Below are 19976 nucleotides of genomic sequence, written 5' to 3'. Positions count from 1 at the left end.
ATGTTGATGCGATGCGAACGTTTTACCCACGCGATGGGGCTGGGGTTGTTATTCACCCCGCTTTTTTCCCTGGCAGATGAAGTGCCAAACCGTTTCTCTCAAGATCGGGAAAAAAGCGCTCTGCTGGCAGCCATCATAGAACAGGACATTCCAGAGCTTCTCCAACTGGATAACAACGATCATATTGATATCGTTGATACCCATAACGACACCAAACGACCGAACCGAGGCCCCAAACCCGTGAAGGTGATCAGTGTCAATCTCCGGGCCAAGATGGAGCTGTTTACTCTGCGCAACAAGAAATTAAGACGCGACGATAAAAGAGAAAACGAACTGGCCCAGGAGCCGTCGCTGCGGATGAATGTGGGGTTGATGGAACATCACCCGATTTATGGCCGTGCGGAAATAGAATGGCAACACAAAACCAAACGAAAATCAGCGGCGCAGCCGGAAAGGCAGACCAAGCTGGAACTGAATCAGGCTTACGTGGGTTTGACCGATATCATTCCGCATACCCACCTTCGTCTGGGGCGTTGGCTGTACCGTGATGAACGCGAGTGGCTGTTTGATGAAAATCTGGATGGGATGGTGGCACAAATCAAGTTGGGTGACTGGCACCTGGAGGCTCTGGGTGGCAGGGTAAACTACTGGCAGAAGGATTTGCTCGATCGCTCAACCCGCAGTACCGAGCCGGTAAATATCGGTAGCCTGATATTACGTAAAAAAATAGCGGATAAGTGGCAAATAGGGGCTTATACCGTCACCCAATACCATGGCGATAATCACGATCGGCAGTTCAATATCGGCCTGCGCTCCCATCACCCGGCCAAGCAAGGGCTCCAGCACTGGTTTGAACTGGGTATGTCTGAAAAACATCAATCAGATAGCGATAAACGAGGTTATGCGGTCGATCTGGGGGGAACCTATCGATTTGAAGATCGGGCGCGAAAACCACGAGTGACGCTGGGCTATGCCTTCGGTAGCCAAGATTATCGGCAAACAGGTTGGCACTCTAATGAAGCCACCTTGGGCGGCAGTAGCAAATTCAAGATATACGGTGAAACACTAAATCCCGACCTGACAAATCTCCATATCTTCACCGCCAGCCTGGGAATGAACCTCTCTCACCAGGCGACCCTGGATATCGTTTACCACCGCTATCACCAGGCCCGACTAAGCGATTTTGCCAACAACCAGACAGCGTTATCCAGCAAATACGATCGCCAGAATACCCGCTACTTGGGTTCCGGTATCGATATGGTTTTAGGGTGGAAGCCAACGGATAACACCAAGGTTGAGGCTATCGTCGGGATGTTCTCGCCATCCAGACGCTTTGCCTCTGCCAGCAACCCCCACAGCCCTCGCAGTGATAAAGCCTACTCTATTGGGCTGGAAGCCGAAATCCGCTTCTGAAACAAGGGGCTGGATTCGCTACCTTTCGCCCATTTAAAGCTCGATATCACGAGCCGGACCCGCCTGCGGCTGCTTTCCATGCAGCAGTTGCCATAGTGGCTTGGCCACCATATCCGTCGGCGAGAACAGATACCGCTCGCCATAACGTTGCCGAGCCTGCTGCTGGATAGCCAGGATCTGGCCATCCTGACGAAACAGCAGATTCAAAAATGGCCGTAACAGGGCAAAACGCAAACCGTCTGGCATCACGCGCGAACGAGGAAGATAGATCCGAACCCACATACCGGTACGCTCAGCCTGATGCGGGATTAAATACAGCAAGGTTTTAAACACCAGCCGCTGCTGCTGATAATAATCCAACTCGATCATGCCAGGCAGCCTGAAGCGGGCCAGGTTACGATCGATTCCGCGATCGAATAATCGGTTAATCCAGCCATTTTGCCGTTGATGCAAGGCGTAATCGGTGACTACCTCTTCGATATCAACATGCTGAGTCACGGTCATGGCCTGTTTCCCCGATTGGCGCAACAGCTTGCGGTGGATATAGGGGGTATGGCAAGGATCGAGAAAATTTTCAGCCGTATGGAACACACCGCAGTCAACCTGACGGTATTCCTGCCGATACGACATCCCGTCAATTTCAGGCATCGCAACCAGCGGGGCACTTCCCTCATCATCTTGCAATCTGACCCAGATTAACCCTTGAAACTCCTGCACCGCAAAACGCTGTAGCCGGGCACGGCAGGCTGGTTGCTGACTGCCCGGCGTATGTCGCAATTCGCCCTGGTCATCAAATTGCCAACCGTGGTAGCAGCACTGTAAACGCCCCTGTTCCACATGGCCCAAAGAGAGGGGGACCAGGCGATGAGGGCAACTATCGAGAAAACAGCAAACCTTCCCAGCCAGCCGTACCAGAACCAACTGACGATCCAGCAGTTGGAAAGCGTGAGGCCGCTGGCCCAGCTGCTTTTGCGATAGCACCGGATACCAGTAGCGCTGTAAATGCGGGTAAGGGAAAGTACGGCTCATAACTTATAGCGCCTCAGTAATGGCTGATAGACCTTGCGGGAAAGCCAGGAAATCACCGCCCAGACGCCACGCTGATAACCGTTGAGGTGCCGGACATAAACCATGCTGTATTCAATCACCGGTTGGCAACCACGCAACCGCTTAAAATCCGGTGCACCGGAACTCAAATTGAGAAACAGCTTACGATCCATGGTGTAGCGCAACGCAAAAGCGATCAGGCGACGATATAGCGCCAATGATGCGGGTAATTCCGTCCTGTAGCCGACGATCGGCACCGTTACCGTCTGTTCCAACTGAACCATTCCCAACACTCCCACCATTTGTTGCTGGTAGAACAATCCGTGCAGTTGCAACACACCAAGCTGTGAGGCCTGAGATAAATAACCGGCGGTGAACTGTACATTCTGGCGGCTATATTTTTCCAGGTAGAGCTGGTTATAGAGGTTTTCGGCACAATGCATTTGCTCGGGCTCGTCGGCAGACAGCCGTTTGAACTCCCATCCCATCTGATGCAGCAATTTGTCATCCCGGCGCGCGTTGATTTTACCCCACCAGCGTAAAGGATCGTCCAGGCAATAAACCTGACGGCTGACAATAGGCAACCAACCTTGCCGGGAGAGTCGCGCCAACAGCTCGGGGGTCTGCTGCCCATTGAGCGAACGGATCATCAAAGCATGCTGGGGATGACGCCGCAATGCCTGTTGCCGCAACGCATCGGTATCCAGGGACTGCCAGTGGCTGCTGGTCATATTGGTGGAAAGGCACTGATTATTCAGCACCTGGAGCCGATCGACGTGCGCCAGCAATAAGGGCGATTTCAGCAACAGCGTCAACCCGTTGCACAGTGCCCGCAACACGCCGTTATCGATTTTGATAATTTCATCCTGCGCGTAATCGACGATCAGCGCCAGCGGGGAAACCACGTAGCAGTTACCGGGCACGTAATCATTGACCGTCGCCGGTATCCAGAAACCATCCTGTTGATATTCGGTCATCGACGTCTGGAGATTGGCGATCATGCCTGGCTGTTGCAACAGAGTCAGTTGCTGGCGCTGCCACTGATTAACCTGCTCCATGCTAACCATCCCACTCGATATCAAAGGTGCTGGCATCGGTGAGGGGCCGTCGATAGCGCAAGCTGCGGTATCCCATTTCCAACAATGCACACCACTGCGCTCCGGCACTTATCGGCCAACGTTGATCGTTGAGCAGATTAGGCGCTTGGCGAAAATCCCGCCATAGCGTCGCCAACTGCTTATCGCGCCAAGCCTGCCTGGCAAAGAATAACAGCACGATCGCGCCCACATGTCCCGCCTTGGGCGGCGCTGGCTGGTATTGCAATTGCCCATCGGCAGCAATGGACATCTGAGCGCCCAGCAAATGCAGGCCGCTGGTGGCCCTGGGGTTACACTCAATAACAAAAATCACCCCGTCCTGTTCGATAAAATCGAAGGCCACCTGACCATGAAAACCGGTTTTTTCACCAAACTGGTGCACAAAATCGTCCAGCCTCCGGTCCTGATAAGGGACAAAGTAACTGCCTGCGGCCTGATTAAAGCAGTATTTGGGTTGATAAGCCTGGTGCACTATTAGTCTACCGTGTTCGAACACGGCATAGTTGCACAAAGCCACCCCGTCTAGTTTCTGCTGCTGCACCCAGGGGATATGCTCGTTGAGTTGCCGATCGTTCAACACACCAGCTTTTGGCGTGCGGATCACCTGGCGACCAAAGCGCGAGTAAACCGGTTTCAAAATGGTCTGGGGATCGTCGGCAATTTGCACGCAGGAAGTCAGTAATCGGGTCGCGGGAGTCCGCACCTCACCCAACCCCGTTAACAGACTCAGGCTTTGGTACTTATGATGCAGCTCAAATAGTAACCGCCGTTCGGGCAACAGCCACTCGGTAGACCCGATATACGCAGCAAACGCCTGGGAAAGGTAGAAGATCTCTTCACAGGTGGGGATCAGCAGCCCAATAGCATGTTGGTCGAGATAGCTTTGCAGCTGTTGTTGATAACCGGCAAGGTCCTGGCGCGGGGAGGGAAGCCGCAGATAACCTTCAATCCCGTGCAAAAAACGGCCCAGCGGCCACTTCAGGCTGTCCGCTAACCAGACACGGTGCCCGCTGCGCAACGCAATACGCGCCCACTCAATCGCGACGGGAGCGCGTGCTCCTGTAATCAAAATATTCATTGCCAACCTATTCCCTGCTGTATCGCCAGCCAATCATAGCGTCAATAGCGAACATGAAGATAAAAAAATACCGTGTTGGGTAACCAAACACGGTATTCACGGCAGGAAGGTTAGCGATTATTCCACAGTAACGGATTTCGCCAGGTTACGTGGCTGATCCACATCGGTGCCTTTGATCAGGGCAACATAATAGGACAACAGCTGCAACGGCACGGTGTAGAAGATCGGTGCAACTATCTCTTCCACGTGCGGCAGTGGAATAATGGTCATCCCTTCGCTGCTGACGAAGCCGGCATCCTGATCGGCGAACACATACAGCTGACCACCACGGGCACGTACCTCTTCGATATTGGATTTAAGCTTCTCCAACAGCTCGTTGTTAGGCGCAACCACGATCACCGGCATGTCGGCATCGATCAACGCCAGCGGGCCGTGCTTAAGCTCACCGGCAGCGTACGCCTCTGCGTGGATATAGGAGATCTCTTTGAGCTTCAGCGCCCCTTCCATAGCGATCGGGTATTGATCGCCACGGCCAAGGAACAGTGCGTGATGCTTGTCAGAGAAACCTTCCGCCAGCGCTTCGATGCTCTTGTCCAGTGACAGCATCTGCTCGATACGCGCAGGTAACGCCTGCAAGCCATGCACGATGTCATGCTCTACGCTTTCCGCCATCCCTTTCAGCCGGCCAAGACGCGCCACCAGCATCAACAGCACAGCAAGCTGAGTGGTAAAGGCTTTGGTGGAGGCAACACCGATTTCGGTACCGGCCTTGGTCATCAGCGCCAGATCGGATTCACGCACCAGCGAAGAACCCGCCACGTTGCATACCGCCAGAGACCCCAAATAACCCAGCTCTTTGGACAAGCGCAGCGCTGCCAACGTATCGGCGGTCTCACCGGATTGAGACAGGGTGATGATCAGGCTGCCTGGGCGTACCGCTGACTTGCGATAACGGAATTCGGAGGCAATCTCGACGTCACAAGGCACACCAGCCAGCGACTCGAACCAGTAACGCGCCACCATCCCCGAGTGGTAAGAAGTCCCACAGGCAATGATCTGCACGTGCTGCACTTTTGACAGCAGTTCGTCGGCGTGCGGACCAAGCTCAGTTAGATCGATCTTGCCATGGCTGAAACGCCCCTCAAGGGTGTTTTTCAGCGCCATTGGCTGCTCAAAAATCTCTTTTTGCATGTAATGACGGTACGCGCCTTTGTCGCCGGCGTCGTATTGCACCTGAGACTCGATCTCTGGGCGCTCAATCGCATTACCCTGCTTGTCAAAAATGCTGACGGTGCGGCGGGTCACTTCTACCACGTCGCCTTCTTCCAGGAAGATAAAGCGGCGGGTTACCGGCAGCAGGGCCAGTTGGTCGGAGGCAATGAAGTTTTCGCCCACGCCACGGCCAATCACCAGCGGGCTACCTGAACGGGCAGCCACCAATACGCTCGGATCGCGGCTGTCCATCACCACGGTGCCATAAGCGCCACGCAGCTGCGGGATCACTCGCTGTACCACTTCCAGCAGCGTACCACCCTGCTGTTGTTCCCAATGCACCAGGTGAGCAATCACCTCGGTATCGGTTTCAGAACTGAAGTGATAACCACGCTCAATCAGCTGCTCACGCAGCGGTTCGTAGTTTTCGATAATGCCGTTATGCACCACCGCGATGTAATCTGAAACATGAGGATGCGCATTCGCCTCCGAAGGTTCACCGTGCGTTGCCCAGCGGGTATGGGCAATCCCGGTACCGCCGTGCAGATCCTGTTGCTCTGCCGCTTCAGCCAGTTTTTGTACCTTGCCGACGCGACGTAAACGGCTGACGTTACCCTCACTATCCACCACGGCCAGACCGGCCGAGTCATAGCCCCGGTATTCCAGGCGACGTAAACCTTCCAACAAGATTTCTGAGATATCACGTTGCGCTACTGCACCTACAATTCCACACATCTGTTGTATTCCTAATTAAACGCCTTGCGGGCGCTTTCGATGTCTCGACCTGATTTTTGCCGGTTTTACCGTGCTTCCCCGAGCCTGTAGAGAATGGGGATTATTATGTTTTGCTCTGTGCTCTTTAGCGAAAGTACAGAGCAAAACAGTGATGCCCTCACCCTGACCCTCTCCCACAGGGAGAGGGGATCGATCGAGAATGTCTGAAATTACGTCTTCTACATCAGCACCTGTTGATTCACCTTGATTGAAGGGGCGATCGCGGTTGCCAAGATTCCCCTTCCTATCCCAACAGAGCTGGGGCTAACAGCTCCCTCTCCCACAGAGAGAGGGGATCGATCGAGAACGTCTGAAATTACGTCTTCTACATCAGCACCTGTTGATTCACCTTGATTGAAGGGGCGATCGCGGTTGCCAAGATTACCCTTCCTATCCCAACAGAGCTGGGGCTAACAGCTCCCTCTCCCTGTGGGAGAGGGTTGGGGTGAGGGGTCCTACTTCTTCTTGGTTGGACGCTCCCAGCCTTGAATATGCACCTGCTTGACCCGGCTCAACACCAGCTCATTATCCGCGATATCGCGGGTCACCGTGGTACCGGCAGCGATCGTCACCCCTTTGCCTACGGTCACCGGAGCTACCAGTTGAGTGTCCGAACCGACAAACACGCCATCGCCGATAATGGTTTTGTGCTTGTTGGCACCGTCGTAGTTACAGGTAATGGTACCGGCACCGATATTCACATCGTCGCCAATCTCGGCATCGCCCAGATAGCTCAGATGACCCGCTTTGGAACCTTTGCCCAGGCGAGCCTTCTTGATTTCCACGAAGTTGCCAACGTGGGCACCTTCTGCCAGTTCGGCACCAGGGCGCAGACGGGCAAATGGGCCAACAGTACAGGCCGCTTCCAACTGCGCATCTTCCAGCACGCTGTAAGGGCTGATCTCGCAGTCGTCGCCAATCACGCAGTTTTTCAGCACGCAGCCAGCACCGATCTTCACACTATCGCCCAGCTTGACCTTGCCTTCGATAATCACATTGGCATCGATGGAGATATCGCGGCCATGTTCCAGCTCGCCACGCAGATCGAAGCGCGCCGGATCCAGCAGCATCACGCCAGCCAGCAGCAGCTTCTCTGCCTGCTCGGCCTGATACACGCGTTCAAGCTGCGACAGTTGCAGGCGGTTATTCACGCCTTCAACTTCGCTCAGGCGCGCCGGGTGTACCGCCTCAATCTTGTTACCCTCGGCATGCGCCAGGGCAATGATGTCGGTAATATAGAATTCACCCTGCGCGTTATTATTATTCAACTTGCCCAGCCAGCGCTTCAGATCGCGGCCATTAGCCACTAAAATGCCGGTGTTGATCTCATTAATCTGGCGCTGCTGATCGTTGGCATCTTTATGTTCGACAATGCCCACCACGGTGCCGTTTTCACGTACGATGCGGCCATAACCGCTCGGGTCTTGCAGCTTCACCGTCAGCAGGCCAATGCCACCCTGAGGTTTGGCTGCCAACAGGCGTGTCAGCGTTTCGACGGCGATCAATGGCACATCGCCATACAGCATCAGCACGTCTTCATCGTCGGCAAAATGCGGTGCCGCCTGCTGCATCGCATGGCCGGTTCCCAACTGCTCGGCCTGCAACACCCAGTTTAGTGCATCATTGCACAGGGTGCTTTTCAGCAGTTCGCCACCGTGGCCGTAAACCAGATGGACGTTTTTGGCGCCCAGCTTCATGGCAGCATCAATGACGTGCTGCACCATTGGCTTACCCGCCAGCGGATGTAATACCTTGGGAAGGTCGGAATACATGCGTGTTCCCTTGCCCGCGGCGAGGATAACCACGCTCATTGCGCTGTTAGACATAAGCAACCTGATAACTCCATTTTGATGGACGAAAGTAAACCCGTTTGGTGACGGAATTACTACATATTTCTCTACACGAATCCGGCGTAACCCTTGTGGCTCTAAGCCTGCCATTATCCGGAGTATTCTTATTCAACCGAAAAAAAACTGTCGGCGATCGGCGACGCTTAACTGCTCCGTCAGCGCTAATACAGCACAATGCCTGACCAGTTGAAACGCTTATTTTAAAACAAAAAAAAAGCGACCCACAGGGGCCGCTTTCTTATTTCCACACGCTGCAGGCAACGTGGGAGTTTACATCGCTTTTCTGGTGAGCTCGATAACGCGCAGTTTCGCGATCGCTTTCGCCAGTTCAGCAGATGCCTGAGCATAGTCGACATCGCCATGAGAGCTACGGATGTGCTCTTCAGCTTTACGCTTAGCTTCCAGCGCTCTCGCTTCGTCGAGGTCCGTTCCACGGATGGCAGTGTCCGCCAGCACGGTGACCACGCTCGGCTGTACCTCAAGGATACCGCCGGACAGGTAGATGAACTCTTCTTCACCGTGCTGTTTAACAATACGCACCATGCCAGGCTTGATGGCAGTCAGCAGCGGCGCATGGCCAGGGAAGATCCCCAGTTCGCCTTCGCTGCCTGTCACCTGGATCTTCTGCACCAGGCCGGAAAACATCTGTTTTTCCGCGCTGACGACATCCAGATGGTAAGTCATAGCCATATCACCCTCCTCTCAAGGCGTTACAGTTTCTTGGCTTTTTCCACTGCTTCTTCAATGGTGCCAACCATGTAGAACGCCTGCTCCGGCAGGTGGTCATAGTCGCCGTCCATAATGCCTTTGAAACCACGGATGGTGTCTTTCAGCGATACGAACTTGCCCGGAGAACCGGTAAAGACTTCTGCCACGAAGAACGGCTGAGACAGGAAACGTTGGATTTTACGCGCACGGGATACAACCAGCTTGTCGTCTTCCGACAGCTCGTCCATACCCAGAATGGCGATGATATCTTTCAGTTCCTGATAGCGTTGCAGAATAGACTGCACGCCACGCGCTACGTCGTAGTGCTCCTGGCCAACAACCAGCGGATCCAGCTGACGGCTGGTAGAATCCAGCGGATCAACGGCCGGGTAGATACCCAGAGAAGCGATGTTACGGCTCAGTACCACGGTTGCATCCAAGTGAGCAAAGGTGGTGGCTGGTGATGGGTCAGTCAAGTCATCCGCAGGAACGTAAACGGCCTGTACAGAGGTGATTGAACCAGTCTTGGTAGAGGTGATACGTTCTTGCAGAACACCCATCTCTTCCGCCAGCGTTGGCTGATAACCTACCGCCGATGGCATACGGCCCAGAAGTGCGGACACTTCGGTACCGGCCAGGGTATAACGGTAGATGTTATCGACGAACAGCAGTACGTCACGACCTTCGTCACGGAACTTCTCAGCCATGGTCAGGCCGGTCAGCGCAACGCGCAGACGGTTACCTGGTGGCTCGTTCATCTGGCCGTAAACCAGGGAAACTTTGTCCAGTACGTTGGAATCGGTCATTTCGTGGTAGAAGTCGTTACCCTCACGAGTACGTTCACCCACGCCCGCAAACACAGAATAACCGGAGTGCTCGATCGCGATGTTACGGATCAGCTCCATCATGTTTACGGTTTTACCTACACCAGCACCACCGAACAGACCCACTTTACCACCCTTGGCGAACGGGCAGATCAGGTCCATTACCTTGATACCGGTTTCCAGCAGATCCTGGGAGCTGGACAGCTCTTCGTAGCTTGGCGCTGGACGGTGAATAGCCCAACGTTCTTCTTCGCCGATGTCGCCCTTCATGTCGATTGGTTGACCCAATACGTTCATGATACGGCCCAGGGTAGCTTTACCTACCGGTACTTCAATTGGGTGCTGCAGGTCGGTTACGACCAGACCACGACGCAGACCGTCTGAGGTCCCCATTGCGATACAGCGAACCACGCCGCCACCCAGCTGTTGCTGAACTTCCAGCACCAATTTCTCGGAGCCGTTTGCGACCTCAAGAGCGTCGTACACTTTTGGTACGGCATCCTGAGGGAACTCGACGTCCACCACGGCGCCGATTACCTGGATAATCTTTCCAGTAGCCATCTTGAATCCTCTACGTAATTCGTAAACCTAGCTTAAACCGCGGAGGCTCCCGAAACGATCTCGGTGAGTTCCTGAGTGATGCTGGCCTGACGCGCCTTGTTGTATACCAACTGCAGCTCTTTGATCAGGCTACCGCCGTTATCGGTTGCGGCTTTCATCGCGACCATTCGTGCGGCCTGCTCGCTGGCCAGGTTTTCCACGACGCCCTGATAAACTTGCGATTCCACATAACGGCGCAGCAAGGTATCAAGCAGCACTTTTGGATCGGGTTCATACAGGTAATCCCAGGATTTTTTCTTCAGCTCACTGTCATCAGAAGGTGGCAATGGCAGAAGTTGCAGTAACTGCGGTTCCTGGGACATCGTATTAACAAATTTGTTGCTGACAACGTACAGCTTGTCCAAACGACCTTCGTCGTAGGCTTGCAGCATCACTTTCACCGGACCGATCAGATCCGACAGGGAAGGGTTATCCCCCATGCCGGTCACCTGGGCAACCACGTTGCCGCCCACGGAACCAAAGAAAGAGGCCGCTTTTGAGCCAATCAGCGCTAAATCAGCTTCAACGCCTTTTTCAGACCAGCCTTTCATCTCTGCCAACAGCTTCTTGAACAGGTTGATGTTCAAGCCGCCGCAGAGACCACGGTCAGTAGACACCACCAGATACCCGACGCGCTTAACGTCACGCTCATCCAGGTACGGGTGCTTATATTCCAGATTCCCTAAAGCCAGGTGACCAATCACCTCGCGCATGGTCTCTGCATAAGGACGGCTGGCCGCCATGCGTTCCTGCGATTTACGCATTTTGGAGGCGGCGACCATTTCCATCGCTTTAGTGATCTTCTGCGTGTTTTGCACGCTGGCGATCTTACTACGTATCTCTTTTGCGCCGGCCATCTCTGCTTCTCCTCATTGCCAGCGGCCTGCCGTCTTGCAACGGCAGGCCGCTATGCGTTACCAGGACTGGGTTGCCTTGAAGGTATCGAGGATGCCTTTCAGCTTGCCTTCGATCTCATCGTTATAAGCACCAGTTTGGTTGATGTGGTTCAGCAGTTCGGCATGCTCGCGATCCGCAAAAGCAACCAGAGCGGCCTCGAAGCTCACGACTTTCGCCACTTCTACGTCGTTCAGGTAGCCACGCTCGGCGGCAAACAGCACCAGAGACTGTTGTGCGACGGACATCGGCGCATACTGTTTCTGTTTCAGCAGCTCGGTCACTTTCTGACCGTGGCTCAGCTGTTTACGCGTTGCATCGTCCAGATCGGAAGCGAACTGAGAGAACGCAGCCAGTTCACGATACTGCGCCAGAGCGGTACGGATACCACCGGACAGTTTTTTCATGATCTTGGTCTGTGCTGCACCACCCACACGGGATACGGAAATACCCGGGTTAACCGCCGGACGAATACCGGAGTTAAACAGGTTGGATTCCAGGAAGATCTGACCATCGGTAATCGAGATTACGTTGGTCGGAACGAACGCGGAAACGTCACCCGCCTGGGTTTCAATGATCGGCAGAGCGGTCAGTGAACCGGTTTGGCCTTTGACTTCACCTTTGGTGAAGGCTTCAACGTAGTCGGCGTTAACACGCGCAGCACGCTCCAGCAAACGGGAGTGGAGGTAGAATACGTCGCCTGGGTAAGCTTCACGACCTGGTGGACGGCGAAGCAGCAGGGAGATCTGACGGTAAGCAACGGCCTGTTTGGACAGGTCATCGTATACGATCAGCGCATCTTCACCACGGTCACGGAAGTATTCGCCCATTGCGCAACCGGCATATGGCGCCAGGTATTGCAGTGCAGCGGATTCTGACGCGGTAGCCACAACCACGATGGTGTTGGCCAGTGCGCCGTGTTCTTCCAGCTTGCGCACCACGTTAGCGATGGTGGACGCTTTCTGGCCGATAGCCACGTAAACGCATTTGATGCCGGAATCGCGCTGGTTGATGATCGCATCGATCGCCAGTGCGGTTTTACCGGTTTGACGGTCGCCGATCACCAGCTCACGCTGGCCACGACCGATTGGGATCATGGCGTCGACCGATTTGTAGCCGGTTTGTACAGGTTGATCAACAGACTGACGTTCGATAACGCCAGGTGCGATAGTTTCAACCGGGGAGAAACCGTCATGTTCAACCGGGCCTTTACCGTCGATAGGTGCGCCCAGGGTGTTGACCACACGGCCCAGCAGGCCACGGCCAACTGGAACTTCCAGAATACGGCCAGTACATTTTACCTTCATGCCTTCGGCCAGATCCGAATACGGACCCATTACCACGGCACCTACAGAGTCACGCTCCAGGTTCAATGCAATTGCATAACGGTTGCCTGGCAGTGCGATCATTTCGCCCTGCATAACCTCGGCCAAACCGTGTACGCGGATGATCCCGTCGCTGACGGAAACGATGGTACCTTCATTGTGAGCTTCGCTCACTACATTGAACTGAGCAATGCGCTGCTTGATCAGTTCGCTGATTTCGGTGGAATTCAGTTGCATGCTCCAGTCCCCTTAAGACTGCAAGACGTCTGCCAGGCGCTCGAGACGGCCACGTACGCTGCCATCGATCACCAGATCACCGGCACGGATAATGACACCGGCCAGTACAGACTTGTCAATTTTGCAATTCAGCTTAACTTTGCGTGACAGACGTTTTTCCATCGCAGCGACAATCTTGGCTTGCTGTGTGTCGTTCAGTGCGCTCGATGAGAGCACCTCGACTTCGACGGTGGATTCCAGCGCGGCGCGCAGTTCGATGAACTGTTGCAACACCGCAGGAAGGACCAGTAAACGCCCATTTTCGGCCATTACACGGATAAAGTTCTGGCCATGTTCGTCGAGCTCATCGCCACAAACCGCAATAAACGTGTTGGACAAGGTTTCAGGTGCTACCGCACCGGAAAGCAGTTCCGCCATCTGTTCATTACGCGTGACAACAGCAGTAAACGCCAGCATTTGCTGCCAGCGTTCTACGCTTTGGTTCTCAACGGCAAAGTCAAAAGCTGCTTTGGCGTAGGGGCGAGCTACGGTGATAAATTCAGACATCAGCCCCTCCCTCCTTACAGTTCAGCGACCAGTTTATCAACGATGTCGCTGTTAGCAGCTTCATCCACGGAACGTTCGATGATCTTCTCGGCACCGGCAATTGCCAGCATCGCGACTTGCTTACGCAACTCTTCACGAGCGCGCTTACGTTCGGCTTCGATCTCAGCCTGAGCCTGCGCGACGATTTTGTTACGCTCCTGCTCGGCTTCTGCTTTCGCTTCGTCCACGATCTGAGCTTTGCGTTTGTTTGCTTGCTCAATAATCGCCTGGGCTTCCGCTTTGGCAGTTTTCAGCTGGTCGGTCGCAGTGGCCTGCGCTAAGTCCAAATCTTTTTTGCCACGTTCTGCAGAAGCGAGGCCATCAGCAATTTCTTTCTGACGCTTCTCGATGGCTGCCATAATCGGCGGCCATACATACTTCATGCAGAACCAGACAAACAGGATGAACGCGATAGCCTGGCCGAGGATTGTTGCGTTAATATTCACAGCACAATGCCTCTTTAAAAGTTAATTAATGGTTGTTTGTAGAGGGTTACCCCTACTTACGCGACAGCAAACATCACGTAAAGACCCAGACCAACAGCGATCATCGGGATGGCGTCAACCAGGCCCATAACGATAAAGAACTGTGTACGCAACAGAGGGATCAGATCAGGTTGACGTGCAGCGCCTTCCAAGAATTTACCACCCAGGATGCCGATACCGATCGCAGCACCGATTGCCGCTAACCCCATCATAATAGCGGCAGCCATGTACAGCAGATCCATATTCAGGTTTTCCATGACAGTCTCCAGTTTGTTTCAGTTTAATAGTGCAAGTGTTTTAAGAAAATCAGTGCTCTTCAGACGCCATCGACAGATAGACGATCGTCAGAACCATGAAAATAAAGGCTTGAAGCGTAATGATCAGGATGTGGAAGATTGCCCAAGGCAAACTCAGCATCCACTGTGACCACCACGGCAACAGACCAGCAATCAGGATGAAGATCAACTCACCCGCATACATGTTGCCGAACAGTCGCAGACCCAGTGAAACAGGTTTGGACAGCAGGCTGACACCTTCAAGGATCAGGTTAATGGGAATAAATACCGGGTGGTTGAACGGCTGCATGGTTAACTCTTTGACGAACCCACCAATGCCTTTCATTTTAATGCTATAGAACAGGATCAGGACAAATACGGCCAACGCCATCGACAGCGTGATGTTCACGTCGGCGGTAGGCACCGCGCGCAGTGCTGGCAGACCGAGATAGTTCTCAGCGATAAACGGCAGGAAGTCGACCGGGATCAGGTCCATCAGGTTCATCAGGAACACCCAGACGAATACCGTCAGCGCCAGCGGAGCAATGACCTTGCTCTTGCCGTGGTACATATCTTTAACGCTGTTATCGACAAAGCCAACGATCAGCTCAACGGCGGTTTGCAACTTTCCTGGCACGCCGCTGGTGGCGTTTTTGGCTACCTTGCGGAAAATAGCCAGAAAGACTACCCCGAGGACAACGGAGAAAAACATCGAGTCGAGGTTAATCGACCAGAACCCCGTCCCGACCTGAAGCTGCGTCAGGTGGTGACCGATATACTCCTGTGGAGTCAAGACTTCTCCTGCAGACATGATGCCTCTACCCTTATTTAGTTAATTTCGGTAACTGTTAATCACGGCGGGTGCCACAATCTGCACCACTAACACCGCTAAATAGGTCAGGCCAAGCGGTACAAACGCCGCTTTGAACACCCCAAGCGCCACGATCAGCAAAACGATGGTGATCACGACCTTTAGCCCTTCACCAATGGCGAACGACCAGGCAACCCGTCCGGGCGCCGGCGTCTGTGCCTGATGACGCAAGGCAAATAGCATAAACATGGCATTGGGTAACCAGGCAGCCAGGCCACCTGCCAGTGCCGAACCGCTCCACTCCAGACTTTTCAGGCCGAAAGCAGCGCTGATCAAAACAAAAGTCATTAACTGCAGCAACAGCAACTTGCGTGCAACTTTTCCGCTGTAAAGGGACACAGACATGACGTTTGTTCTCTCCGTACCCCTGAAGGGGTATGCCGACGTATAAAACTGCCTTTGCGGTTCTGAGTCAAGCAGCAAAAAACGTGCAAATTATACGGGCCACTCCAACGAATTCAATCGATAAGTAGCGAAAAGGTGAACAATTATTTAAATTTCCCCTTTTCGGGCTATTTTCACAAGAAAATGGTCGGAATAATCGGTCGGATTAATTTGTCTGACTATTCCACGGTTGCGGTAAGAAACGTGCAACCGATCACAATACTGACTATTAATGAGTTATAGCCCAGGTTCACGACCGAGGTCTTTAGCTTTTTGAGCGATCAAAAAATAATATAAATCAAATCATTACAACGTAACCGTTCAAAAACAATCCTTATACCCCGTAAAAACCTTTTATTGACATTCACAGGAATAATAAAGCAACACCAAATTAACACTGACAGCAAATCTGAATCTTTCACACATTGTTTCTAACGTGACTATCATCCACTGGAATGATACGATTTTGACACAGTAATGTTAATTAAAGGTAAATAAACTAAGAAGGCCCTATCTGATTAGCCTGCTTGCTATTTACCCTTCTGTACCCTACACCAATCGCCAATTATTTGATGCTAAACAATTCTGATTTGACTTTAGTGGGCTTTCAGGACGATCAAATGGCGCTCGCCATCCAGCTCCGGCACCTGCAAACGCACCACCGACTCCAGAGAAATCCCTTCTGGCAGCAGGGCCAACTCGTCTTGCGGACAAACCCCTTTCAGCGCATAAAAACGCCCCTGCCCTTTGGCCGGCAGATGGTGACACCAGGCCAACATGTCTTGCAGTGAAGCAAAAGCCCGACTGATCACGCCATCAAACGGCGGTTCTACCACAAACTCTTCCACGCGGCTCTGTACCGGCTCGACATTGCTCAACCCCAGCTCATGCTGAACCTGGCGCAGGAAGCGTACACGCTTGCCCAGGCTGTCTAGCAGGGTGAAATGGGCATCGGGCCGCACAATCGCCAATGGAATACCAGGCAAACCAGGGCCGGTGCCAACATCGATAAAGCGTGAACCTGTCAGATGGGCATTCACCACAATACTGTCCATGATATGACGCACCAGCATTTGCAGTGGATCGCGTACAGAAGTGAGGTTGTAAGCCTTGTTCCACTTGTCGAGCATAGCGACATAGCCCAACAATTGCTGCTTTTGTTGTTCGGGAAGCGAAATTCCAGCCGCTGAAAGCAACGAATCCAATTTTTTTTGCACAACAGAGTCCTCTGACAGGCATGGAACAGCAGGCCAATCTGCAACTGCTCTCTAAGGCAGTCTATGATAATTCAGGCTTGAGATGATGTCAGCGGCCGTTTGCTCAGTAGATAGACAAACGGCCACTCGGTGAGCGGATTTATGCGCTGCGGCGCAGTAAACCCTGCTTTTTCAGCCAGATCAGCAAAATGGAGATCGCAGCAGGAGTGATACCGGAAATGCGCGAAGCCTGGCCGATCGAGTTCGGCTTGTGATCGTTAAGCTTGGCGATCACCTCGTTGGACAATCCGGAAACCTGACGATAATCGAGATCCAACGGCAGCACGGTGTTCTCGTTGCGTTGCTGTTTGTCGATCTCATCTTGCTGGCGAGCGATGTAGCCTTCGTATTTCACCTGAATTTCCACTTGCTCAGCGGCTTCGGTATCTGCCAGTGCAGGAGCAAAAACTGCCACCGCGGTCAGTCGGTCATAATCCATTTCCGGGCGGCGCAGCAGTTCTTCGCCGTTAGCTTCACGTGACAGAGGCGCTTTCAGCAGGACGTTAACCTGCTCGACGTTCTCTGAATGCGGGTGCACCCAGATATCACGCAGACGCTGGCGTTCCTGTTCGATGTGCTCAAGCTTTTCGCAGTAGCGCTGCCAACGTTCATCATCAACCAGCCCCAGTTCGCGACCTTTTTCCGTCAGGCGCAGATCGGCATTGTCTTCACGCAGCATCAGACGGTATTCGGCACGTGAGGTAAACATGCGGTACGGTTCTTTGGTGCCCAGCGTACTGAGATCGTCCACCAGTACCCCCAGGTAAGCCTGATCGCGGCGTGGCGACCAGCCTTCGTCTTCAACGGCATAACGCCCGGCGTTCAACCCGGCCAACAGGCCCTGCGCGGCAGCTTCTTCGTAACCGGTGGTGCCGTTGATCTGGCCTGCGAAGAATAACCCCTGGATAAATTTGCTTTCCAACGTCGGTTTCAGATCGCGTGGATCGAAGAAATCGTACTCAATGGCATAACCAGGACGAACGATGCGGGCATTTTGCATCCCTTCCATCGAACGCACGATCTGCATCTGGACGTCAAACGGCAAACTGGTGGAAATCCCGTTCGGATAGATCTCGTTGCTGGTTAACCCTTCAGGTTCCAGGAAGATCTGGTGCGCATTACGATCGGCAAAGCGCATCACTTTGTCTTCGATCGATGGGCAATAGCGTGGGCCGATCCCTTCGATGATCCCGGCATACATCGGGCTACGATCGAGGTTATTGCGGATCACGTCATGGGTTTTTTCATTGGTGTGCGTGATGTAGCACGGCACCTGTTGTGGATGCTGGCTGGCGTTGCCCAGGAAAGAAAACACTGGAATTGGCATATCGCCATGCTGCTCAGCCAGAACGCTGAAATCTATGGTGCGTGCATCGATACGGGGAGGTGTACCCGTTTTCAGGCGATTGACACGCAGAGGCAGTTCACGCAGACGCTGTGACAAAGAGATCGACGGAGGATCCCCAGCACGGCCACCGCTGTAGTTTTCCAGGCCGATGTGGATCTTGCCATCCAGGAAGGTTCCTACGGTCAGTACTACCGCTTTGGCACGGAATTTCAGCCCCATCTGGGTCACCGCACCCACCACTCGATCGTTTTCAACGATCAGATCCTCAACCGGTTGTTGGAAGATCATCAGGTTTGGCTGGTTCTCCAATGCGGTACGCACGGCTTGGCGATACAGGACGCGATCTGCCTGAGCTCGAGTGGCTCGCACTGCCGGGCCTTTGCTGGCGTTTAGTATCCTAAACTGGATGCCCGCATGGTCGATCGCCTTGGCCATCAGCCCGCCGAGTGCATCGATTTCCTTGACCAGATGCCCTTTCCCGATACCACCGATCGCCGGATTACAGGACATTTGTCCCAGCGTGTCGATATTGTGGGTCAGTAATAAAGTCTGACGTCCCATACGTGCCGCAGCCATGGCGGCTTCGGTTCCGGCATGGCCACCACCGATGATAATGACGTCAAATTGCTCTGGATAAAACATGGAACAGCACCTCGGAGTACTTGCGAACGATCGTTGTTTGCCCTGGGGGGAGGATTCTACTCAAGTTTAGTCGATCGACCAAGCGGTCAGGATCTTAGGTAATTAAAAGAAGATCTTTTTTATTTAAAGATCTCTTTATTAGATCTCTTATTAGGATCGCGATCCTCTGTGGATAAGTGATTATTCCACATAAAGATCAGCCGATTAAGCAGGATCGTTTGCTGTGAATGATCGGTGATCCTGGCCAGTATAAGCTGGGATCTAAATGGCATGTTATCCACAGGACAGAAAGCGTACGACGGTTGTTATTGGGATAACTACCGCTTATACCCTGCTTTCAAGCCTACTTATACACAATCGTTCGCGCGATCTTTAACCGAATTAGAGTAAAATAATCCAATTCTTCAGCCATTCTTCGGCAGGATCCTCGGGAATTTCATGTTGGGTCACGTCGATCTCGAGACGATCGCCGATCCTTTTCGCTCCACGAGCCTGGAAAAGATCGTCGATCTGTTTGATCGCACCACAGAAGGTATCGTACTCAGAACTGCCCAAACCGACGGCACCGAACTGCACCTGCGATAAATCAGGTTGCTGCTCTGCCAGTTGTTCCAGCAGCGGCTGCAGATTATCCGGTAAATCACCGGCACCGTGAGTGGAGGAAACCACCAGCCAGCGGCCTGACAGCGTCAATTCATCCAATTCAGGGCCATGCAGCATTTCCGTTGAGAAACCTGCTTCTTCAAGTTTCTCGGCCAAATGTTCAGCCACGTATTCTGCGCTGCCAAGCGTGCTGCCACTGATCAGAGTAATGTCTGCCATGAATGATCCCAACCTTAAACTCAAGAGGCCGTATTGTACTCTGTGAATCAGCTGGGATCTACCTGTGGATAATATGGGTATAACGATCCTGTCTCACGCAGGATCTACGATTAAGGGGTTAATTTCTCACAGGTTAACGGTATCTTCTTTGTGTAATGTTTTGATTTGAGGTTATTTAATCGAGAAAGGGGGCGGGGTAAGGAAGGAAGCGGCCAGCGTGCCATAAGCTCACTGACCAATAAATTTTTA

At 53.2% G+C, this 19976-nt stretch carries 18 protein-coding genes; 1 reads left to right on the top strand and 17 read right to left on the bottom strand.

Translation table 11 applies throughout. The features are described from left to right. Positions 1–1413 (top strand): alginate export family protein, encoded by a 1413-nt coding sequence (locus ABIE29_RS18160; protein WP_429620042.1) that lies wholly within the window; start codon positions 1–3, stop codon positions 1411–1413. Positions 1414–1446: 33 nt separating this feature from the next. On the opposite strand, the gene ABIE29_RS18155 is transcribed toward ABIE29_RS18160, so the two are convergent. The 17 genes from ABIE29_RS18155 to mioC form a co-directional block, all read right to left on the bottom strand. Then, entirely contained in the window at positions 1447–2442 is a 996-nt protein-coding gene (locus tag ABIE29_RS18155) for a Rieske 2Fe-2S domain-containing protein (RefSeq protein ID WP_429620041.1), read from the bottom strand. Then, positions 2439–3518 (bottom strand): hypothetical protein, encoded by a 1080-nt coding sequence (locus ABIE29_RS18150; RefSeq protein ID WP_429620040.1) that lies wholly within the window; start codon positions 3516–3518, stop codon positions 2439–2441. Before ABIE29_RS18150 ends, ABIE29_RS18155 begins: the two co-directional genes overlap by 4 nt. A 1-nt stretch (position 3519) precedes the next feature. Further along, complete coding sequence (locus ABIE29_RS18145; protein WP_429620039.1) at positions 3520–4635, bottom strand: hypothetical protein; 1116 nt, start codon at positions 4633–4635, stop codon at positions 3520–3522. Positions 4636–4752: 117 nt separating this feature from the next. Further along, positions 4753–6582, bottom strand: a complete 1830-nt coding sequence (gene glmS / locus ABIE29_RS18140) for a glutamine--fructose-6-phosphate transaminase (isomerizing) (protein ID WP_429620038.1) — start codon at positions 6580–6582, stop codon at positions 4753–4755. Between the two features lie 494 nt (positions 6583–7076). Next, positions 7077–8447, bottom strand: coding sequence for a bifunctional UDP-N-acetylglucosamine diphosphorylase/glucosamine-1-phosphate N-acetyltransferase GlmU (gene glmU, locus ABIE29_RS18135; RefSeq protein WP_429620037.1), 1371 nt, complete (start codon positions 8445–8447; stop codon positions 7077–7079). A gap of 294 nt (positions 8448–8741) precedes the next feature. Continuing rightward, positions 8742–9161 (bottom strand): F0F1 ATP synthase subunit epsilon, encoded by a 420-nt coding sequence (locus tag ABIE29_RS18130; protein ID WP_004933814.1) that lies wholly within the window; start codon positions 9159–9161, stop codon positions 8742–8744. A gap of 20 nt (positions 9162–9181) precedes the next feature. Further along, on the bottom strand, positions 9182–10564 hold the full coding sequence (gene atpD, locus ABIE29_RS18125) for a F0F1 ATP synthase subunit beta (RefSeq protein ID WP_429620036.1): 1383 nt from the start codon (positions 10562–10564) through the stop codon (positions 9182–9184). Between the two features lie 32 nt (positions 10565–10596). Continuing rightward, the gene (gene atpG / locus ABIE29_RS18120) at positions 10597–11460 is read right to left on the bottom strand and encodes a F0F1 ATP synthase subunit gamma (protein WP_021181426.1); all 864 of its coding nucleotides are present in this window, start codon (positions 11458–11460) and stop codon (positions 10597–10599) included. 57 nt (positions 11461–11517) lie between these two features. Further along, positions 11518–13059, bottom strand: a complete 1542-nt coding sequence (gene atpA / locus ABIE29_RS18115) for a F0F1 ATP synthase subunit alpha (RefSeq protein ID WP_065683403.1) — start codon at positions 13057–13059, stop codon at positions 11518–11520. A 12-nt stretch (positions 13060–13071) separates the two neighbouring features. After that, the gene (atpH, locus tag ABIE29_RS18110) at positions 13072–13605 is read right to left on the bottom strand and encodes a F0F1 ATP synthase subunit delta (protein WP_024484687.1); all 534 of its coding nucleotides are present in this window, start codon (positions 13603–13605) and stop codon (positions 13072–13074) included. Between the two features lie 14 nt (positions 13606–13619). Then, positions 13620–14090 (bottom strand): F0F1 ATP synthase subunit B, encoded by a 471-nt coding sequence (gene atpF / locus ABIE29_RS18105; protein ID WP_024484686.1) that lies wholly within the window; start codon positions 14088–14090, stop codon positions 13620–13622. Positions 14091–14146: 56 nt separating this feature from the next. Further along, entirely contained in the window at positions 14147–14386 is a 240-nt protein-coding gene (atpE, locus tag ABIE29_RS18100; protein WP_004393045.1) for a F0F1 ATP synthase subunit C, read from the bottom strand. 49 nt (positions 14387–14435) lie between these two features. Beyond that, positions 14436–15215 carry a F0F1 ATP synthase subunit A gene (gene atpB, locus ABIE29_RS18095; RefSeq protein ID WP_429620035.1) on the bottom strand — a complete coding sequence of 260 codons (780 nt, stop codon included), beginning with the start codon at positions 15213–15215 and terminating at the stop codon, positions 14436–14438. A 21-nt stretch (positions 15216–15236) separates the two neighbouring features. After that, the gene (gene atpI / locus ABIE29_RS18090) at positions 15237–15620 is read right to left on the bottom strand and encodes a F0F1 ATP synthase subunit I (RefSeq protein ID WP_248947578.1); all 384 of its coding nucleotides are present in this window, start codon (positions 15618–15620) and stop codon (positions 15237–15239) included. 635 nt (positions 15621–16255) lie between these two features. Continuing rightward, positions 16256–16876, bottom strand: a complete 621-nt coding sequence (gene rsmG, locus ABIE29_RS18085; protein ID WP_429620034.1) for a 16S rRNA (guanine(527)-N(7))-methyltransferase RsmG — start codon at positions 16874–16876, stop codon at positions 16256–16258. A 139-nt stretch (positions 16877–17015) separates the two neighbouring features. After that, positions 17016–18905, bottom strand: a complete 1890-nt coding sequence (gene mnmG, locus ABIE29_RS18080; protein WP_429620033.1) for a tRNA uridine-5-carboxymethylaminomethyl(34) synthesis enzyme MnmG — start codon at positions 18903–18905, stop codon at positions 17016–17018. Positions 18906–19286: 381 nt separating this feature from the next. After that, positions 19287–19727 (bottom strand): FMN-binding protein MioC, encoded by a 441-nt coding sequence (mioC, locus tag ABIE29_RS18075; RefSeq protein WP_024484681.1) that lies wholly within the window; start codon positions 19725–19727, stop codon positions 19287–19289. Between the last annotated feature and the right edge of the window lie 249 nt (positions 19728–19976).

The organism is Serratia sp. 2723, assembly GCF_050434425.1.
Lineage (GTDB): Bacteria > Pseudomonadota > Gammaproteobacteria > Enterobacterales > Enterobacteriaceae > Chania.
The sequence above is the reverse complement of the archived record's forward strand: the minus strand, read 5'-3'. Positions and strand labels throughout refer to the sequence as shown.

Excerpts from the sequence above, each read along its gene's own strand:
- ABIE29_RS18160 (WP_429620042.1), top strand. The coding sequence starts at position 1 with ATGTTGATGCGATGCGAACGTTTTACCCACGCGATGGGGCTGGGGTTG.
- ABIE29_RS18155 (WP_429620041.1), bottom strand. The coding sequence starts at position 2,442 with ATGAGCCGTACTTTCCCTTACCCGCATTTACAGCGCTACTGGTATCCG.
- ABIE29_RS18150 (WP_429620040.1), bottom strand. The coding sequence starts at position 3,518 with ATGGAGCAGGTTAATCAGTGGCAGCGCCAGCAACTGACTCTGTTGCAA.
- ABIE29_RS18145 (WP_429620039.1), bottom strand. The coding sequence starts at position 4,635 with ATGAATATTTTGATTACAGGAGCACGCGCTCCCGTCGCGATTGAGTGG.
- glmS (WP_429620038.1), bottom strand. The coding sequence starts at position 6,582 with ATGTGTGGAATTGTAGGTGCAGTAGCGCAACGTGATATCTCAGAAATC.
- glmU (WP_429620037.1), bottom strand. The coding sequence starts at position 8,447 with ATGTCTAACAGCGCAATGAGCGTGGTTATCCTCGCCGCGGGCAAGGGA.
- ABIE29_RS18130 (WP_004933814.1), bottom strand. The coding sequence starts at position 9,161 with ATGGCTATGACTTACCATCTGGATGTCGTCAGCGCGGAAAAACAGATG.
- atpD (WP_429620036.1), bottom strand. The coding sequence starts at position 10,564 with ATGGCTACTGGAAAGATTATCCAGGTAATCGGCGCCGTGGTGGACGTC.
- atpG (WP_021181426.1), bottom strand. The coding sequence starts at position 11,460 with ATGGCCGGCGCAAAAGAGATACGTAGTAAGATCGCCAGCGTGCAAAAC.
- atpA (WP_065683403.1), bottom strand. The coding sequence starts at position 13,059 with ATGCAACTGAATTCCACCGAAATCAGCGAACTGATCAAGCAGCGCATT.
- atpH (WP_024484687.1), bottom strand. The coding sequence starts at position 13,605 with ATGTCTGAATTTATCACCGTAGCTCGCCCCTACGCCAAAGCAGCTTTT.
- atpE (WP_004393045.1), bottom strand. The coding sequence starts at position 14,386 with ATGGAAAACCTGAATATGGATCTGCTGTACATGGCTGCCGCTATTATG.
- atpB (WP_429620035.1), bottom strand. The coding sequence starts at position 15,215 with ATGTCTGCAGGAGAAGTCTTGACTCCACAGGAGTATATCGGTCACCAC.
- atpI (WP_248947578.1), bottom strand. The coding sequence starts at position 15,620 with ATGTCTGTGTCCCTTTACAGCGGAAAAGTTGCACGCAAGTTGCTGTTG.
- mnmG (WP_429620033.1), bottom strand. The coding sequence starts at position 18,905 with ATGTTTTATCCAGAGCAATTTGACGTCATTATCATCGGTGGTGGCCAT.
- mioC (WP_024484681.1), bottom strand. The coding sequence starts at position 19,727 with ATGGCAGACATTACTCTGATCAGTGGCAGCACGCTTGGCAGCGCAGAA.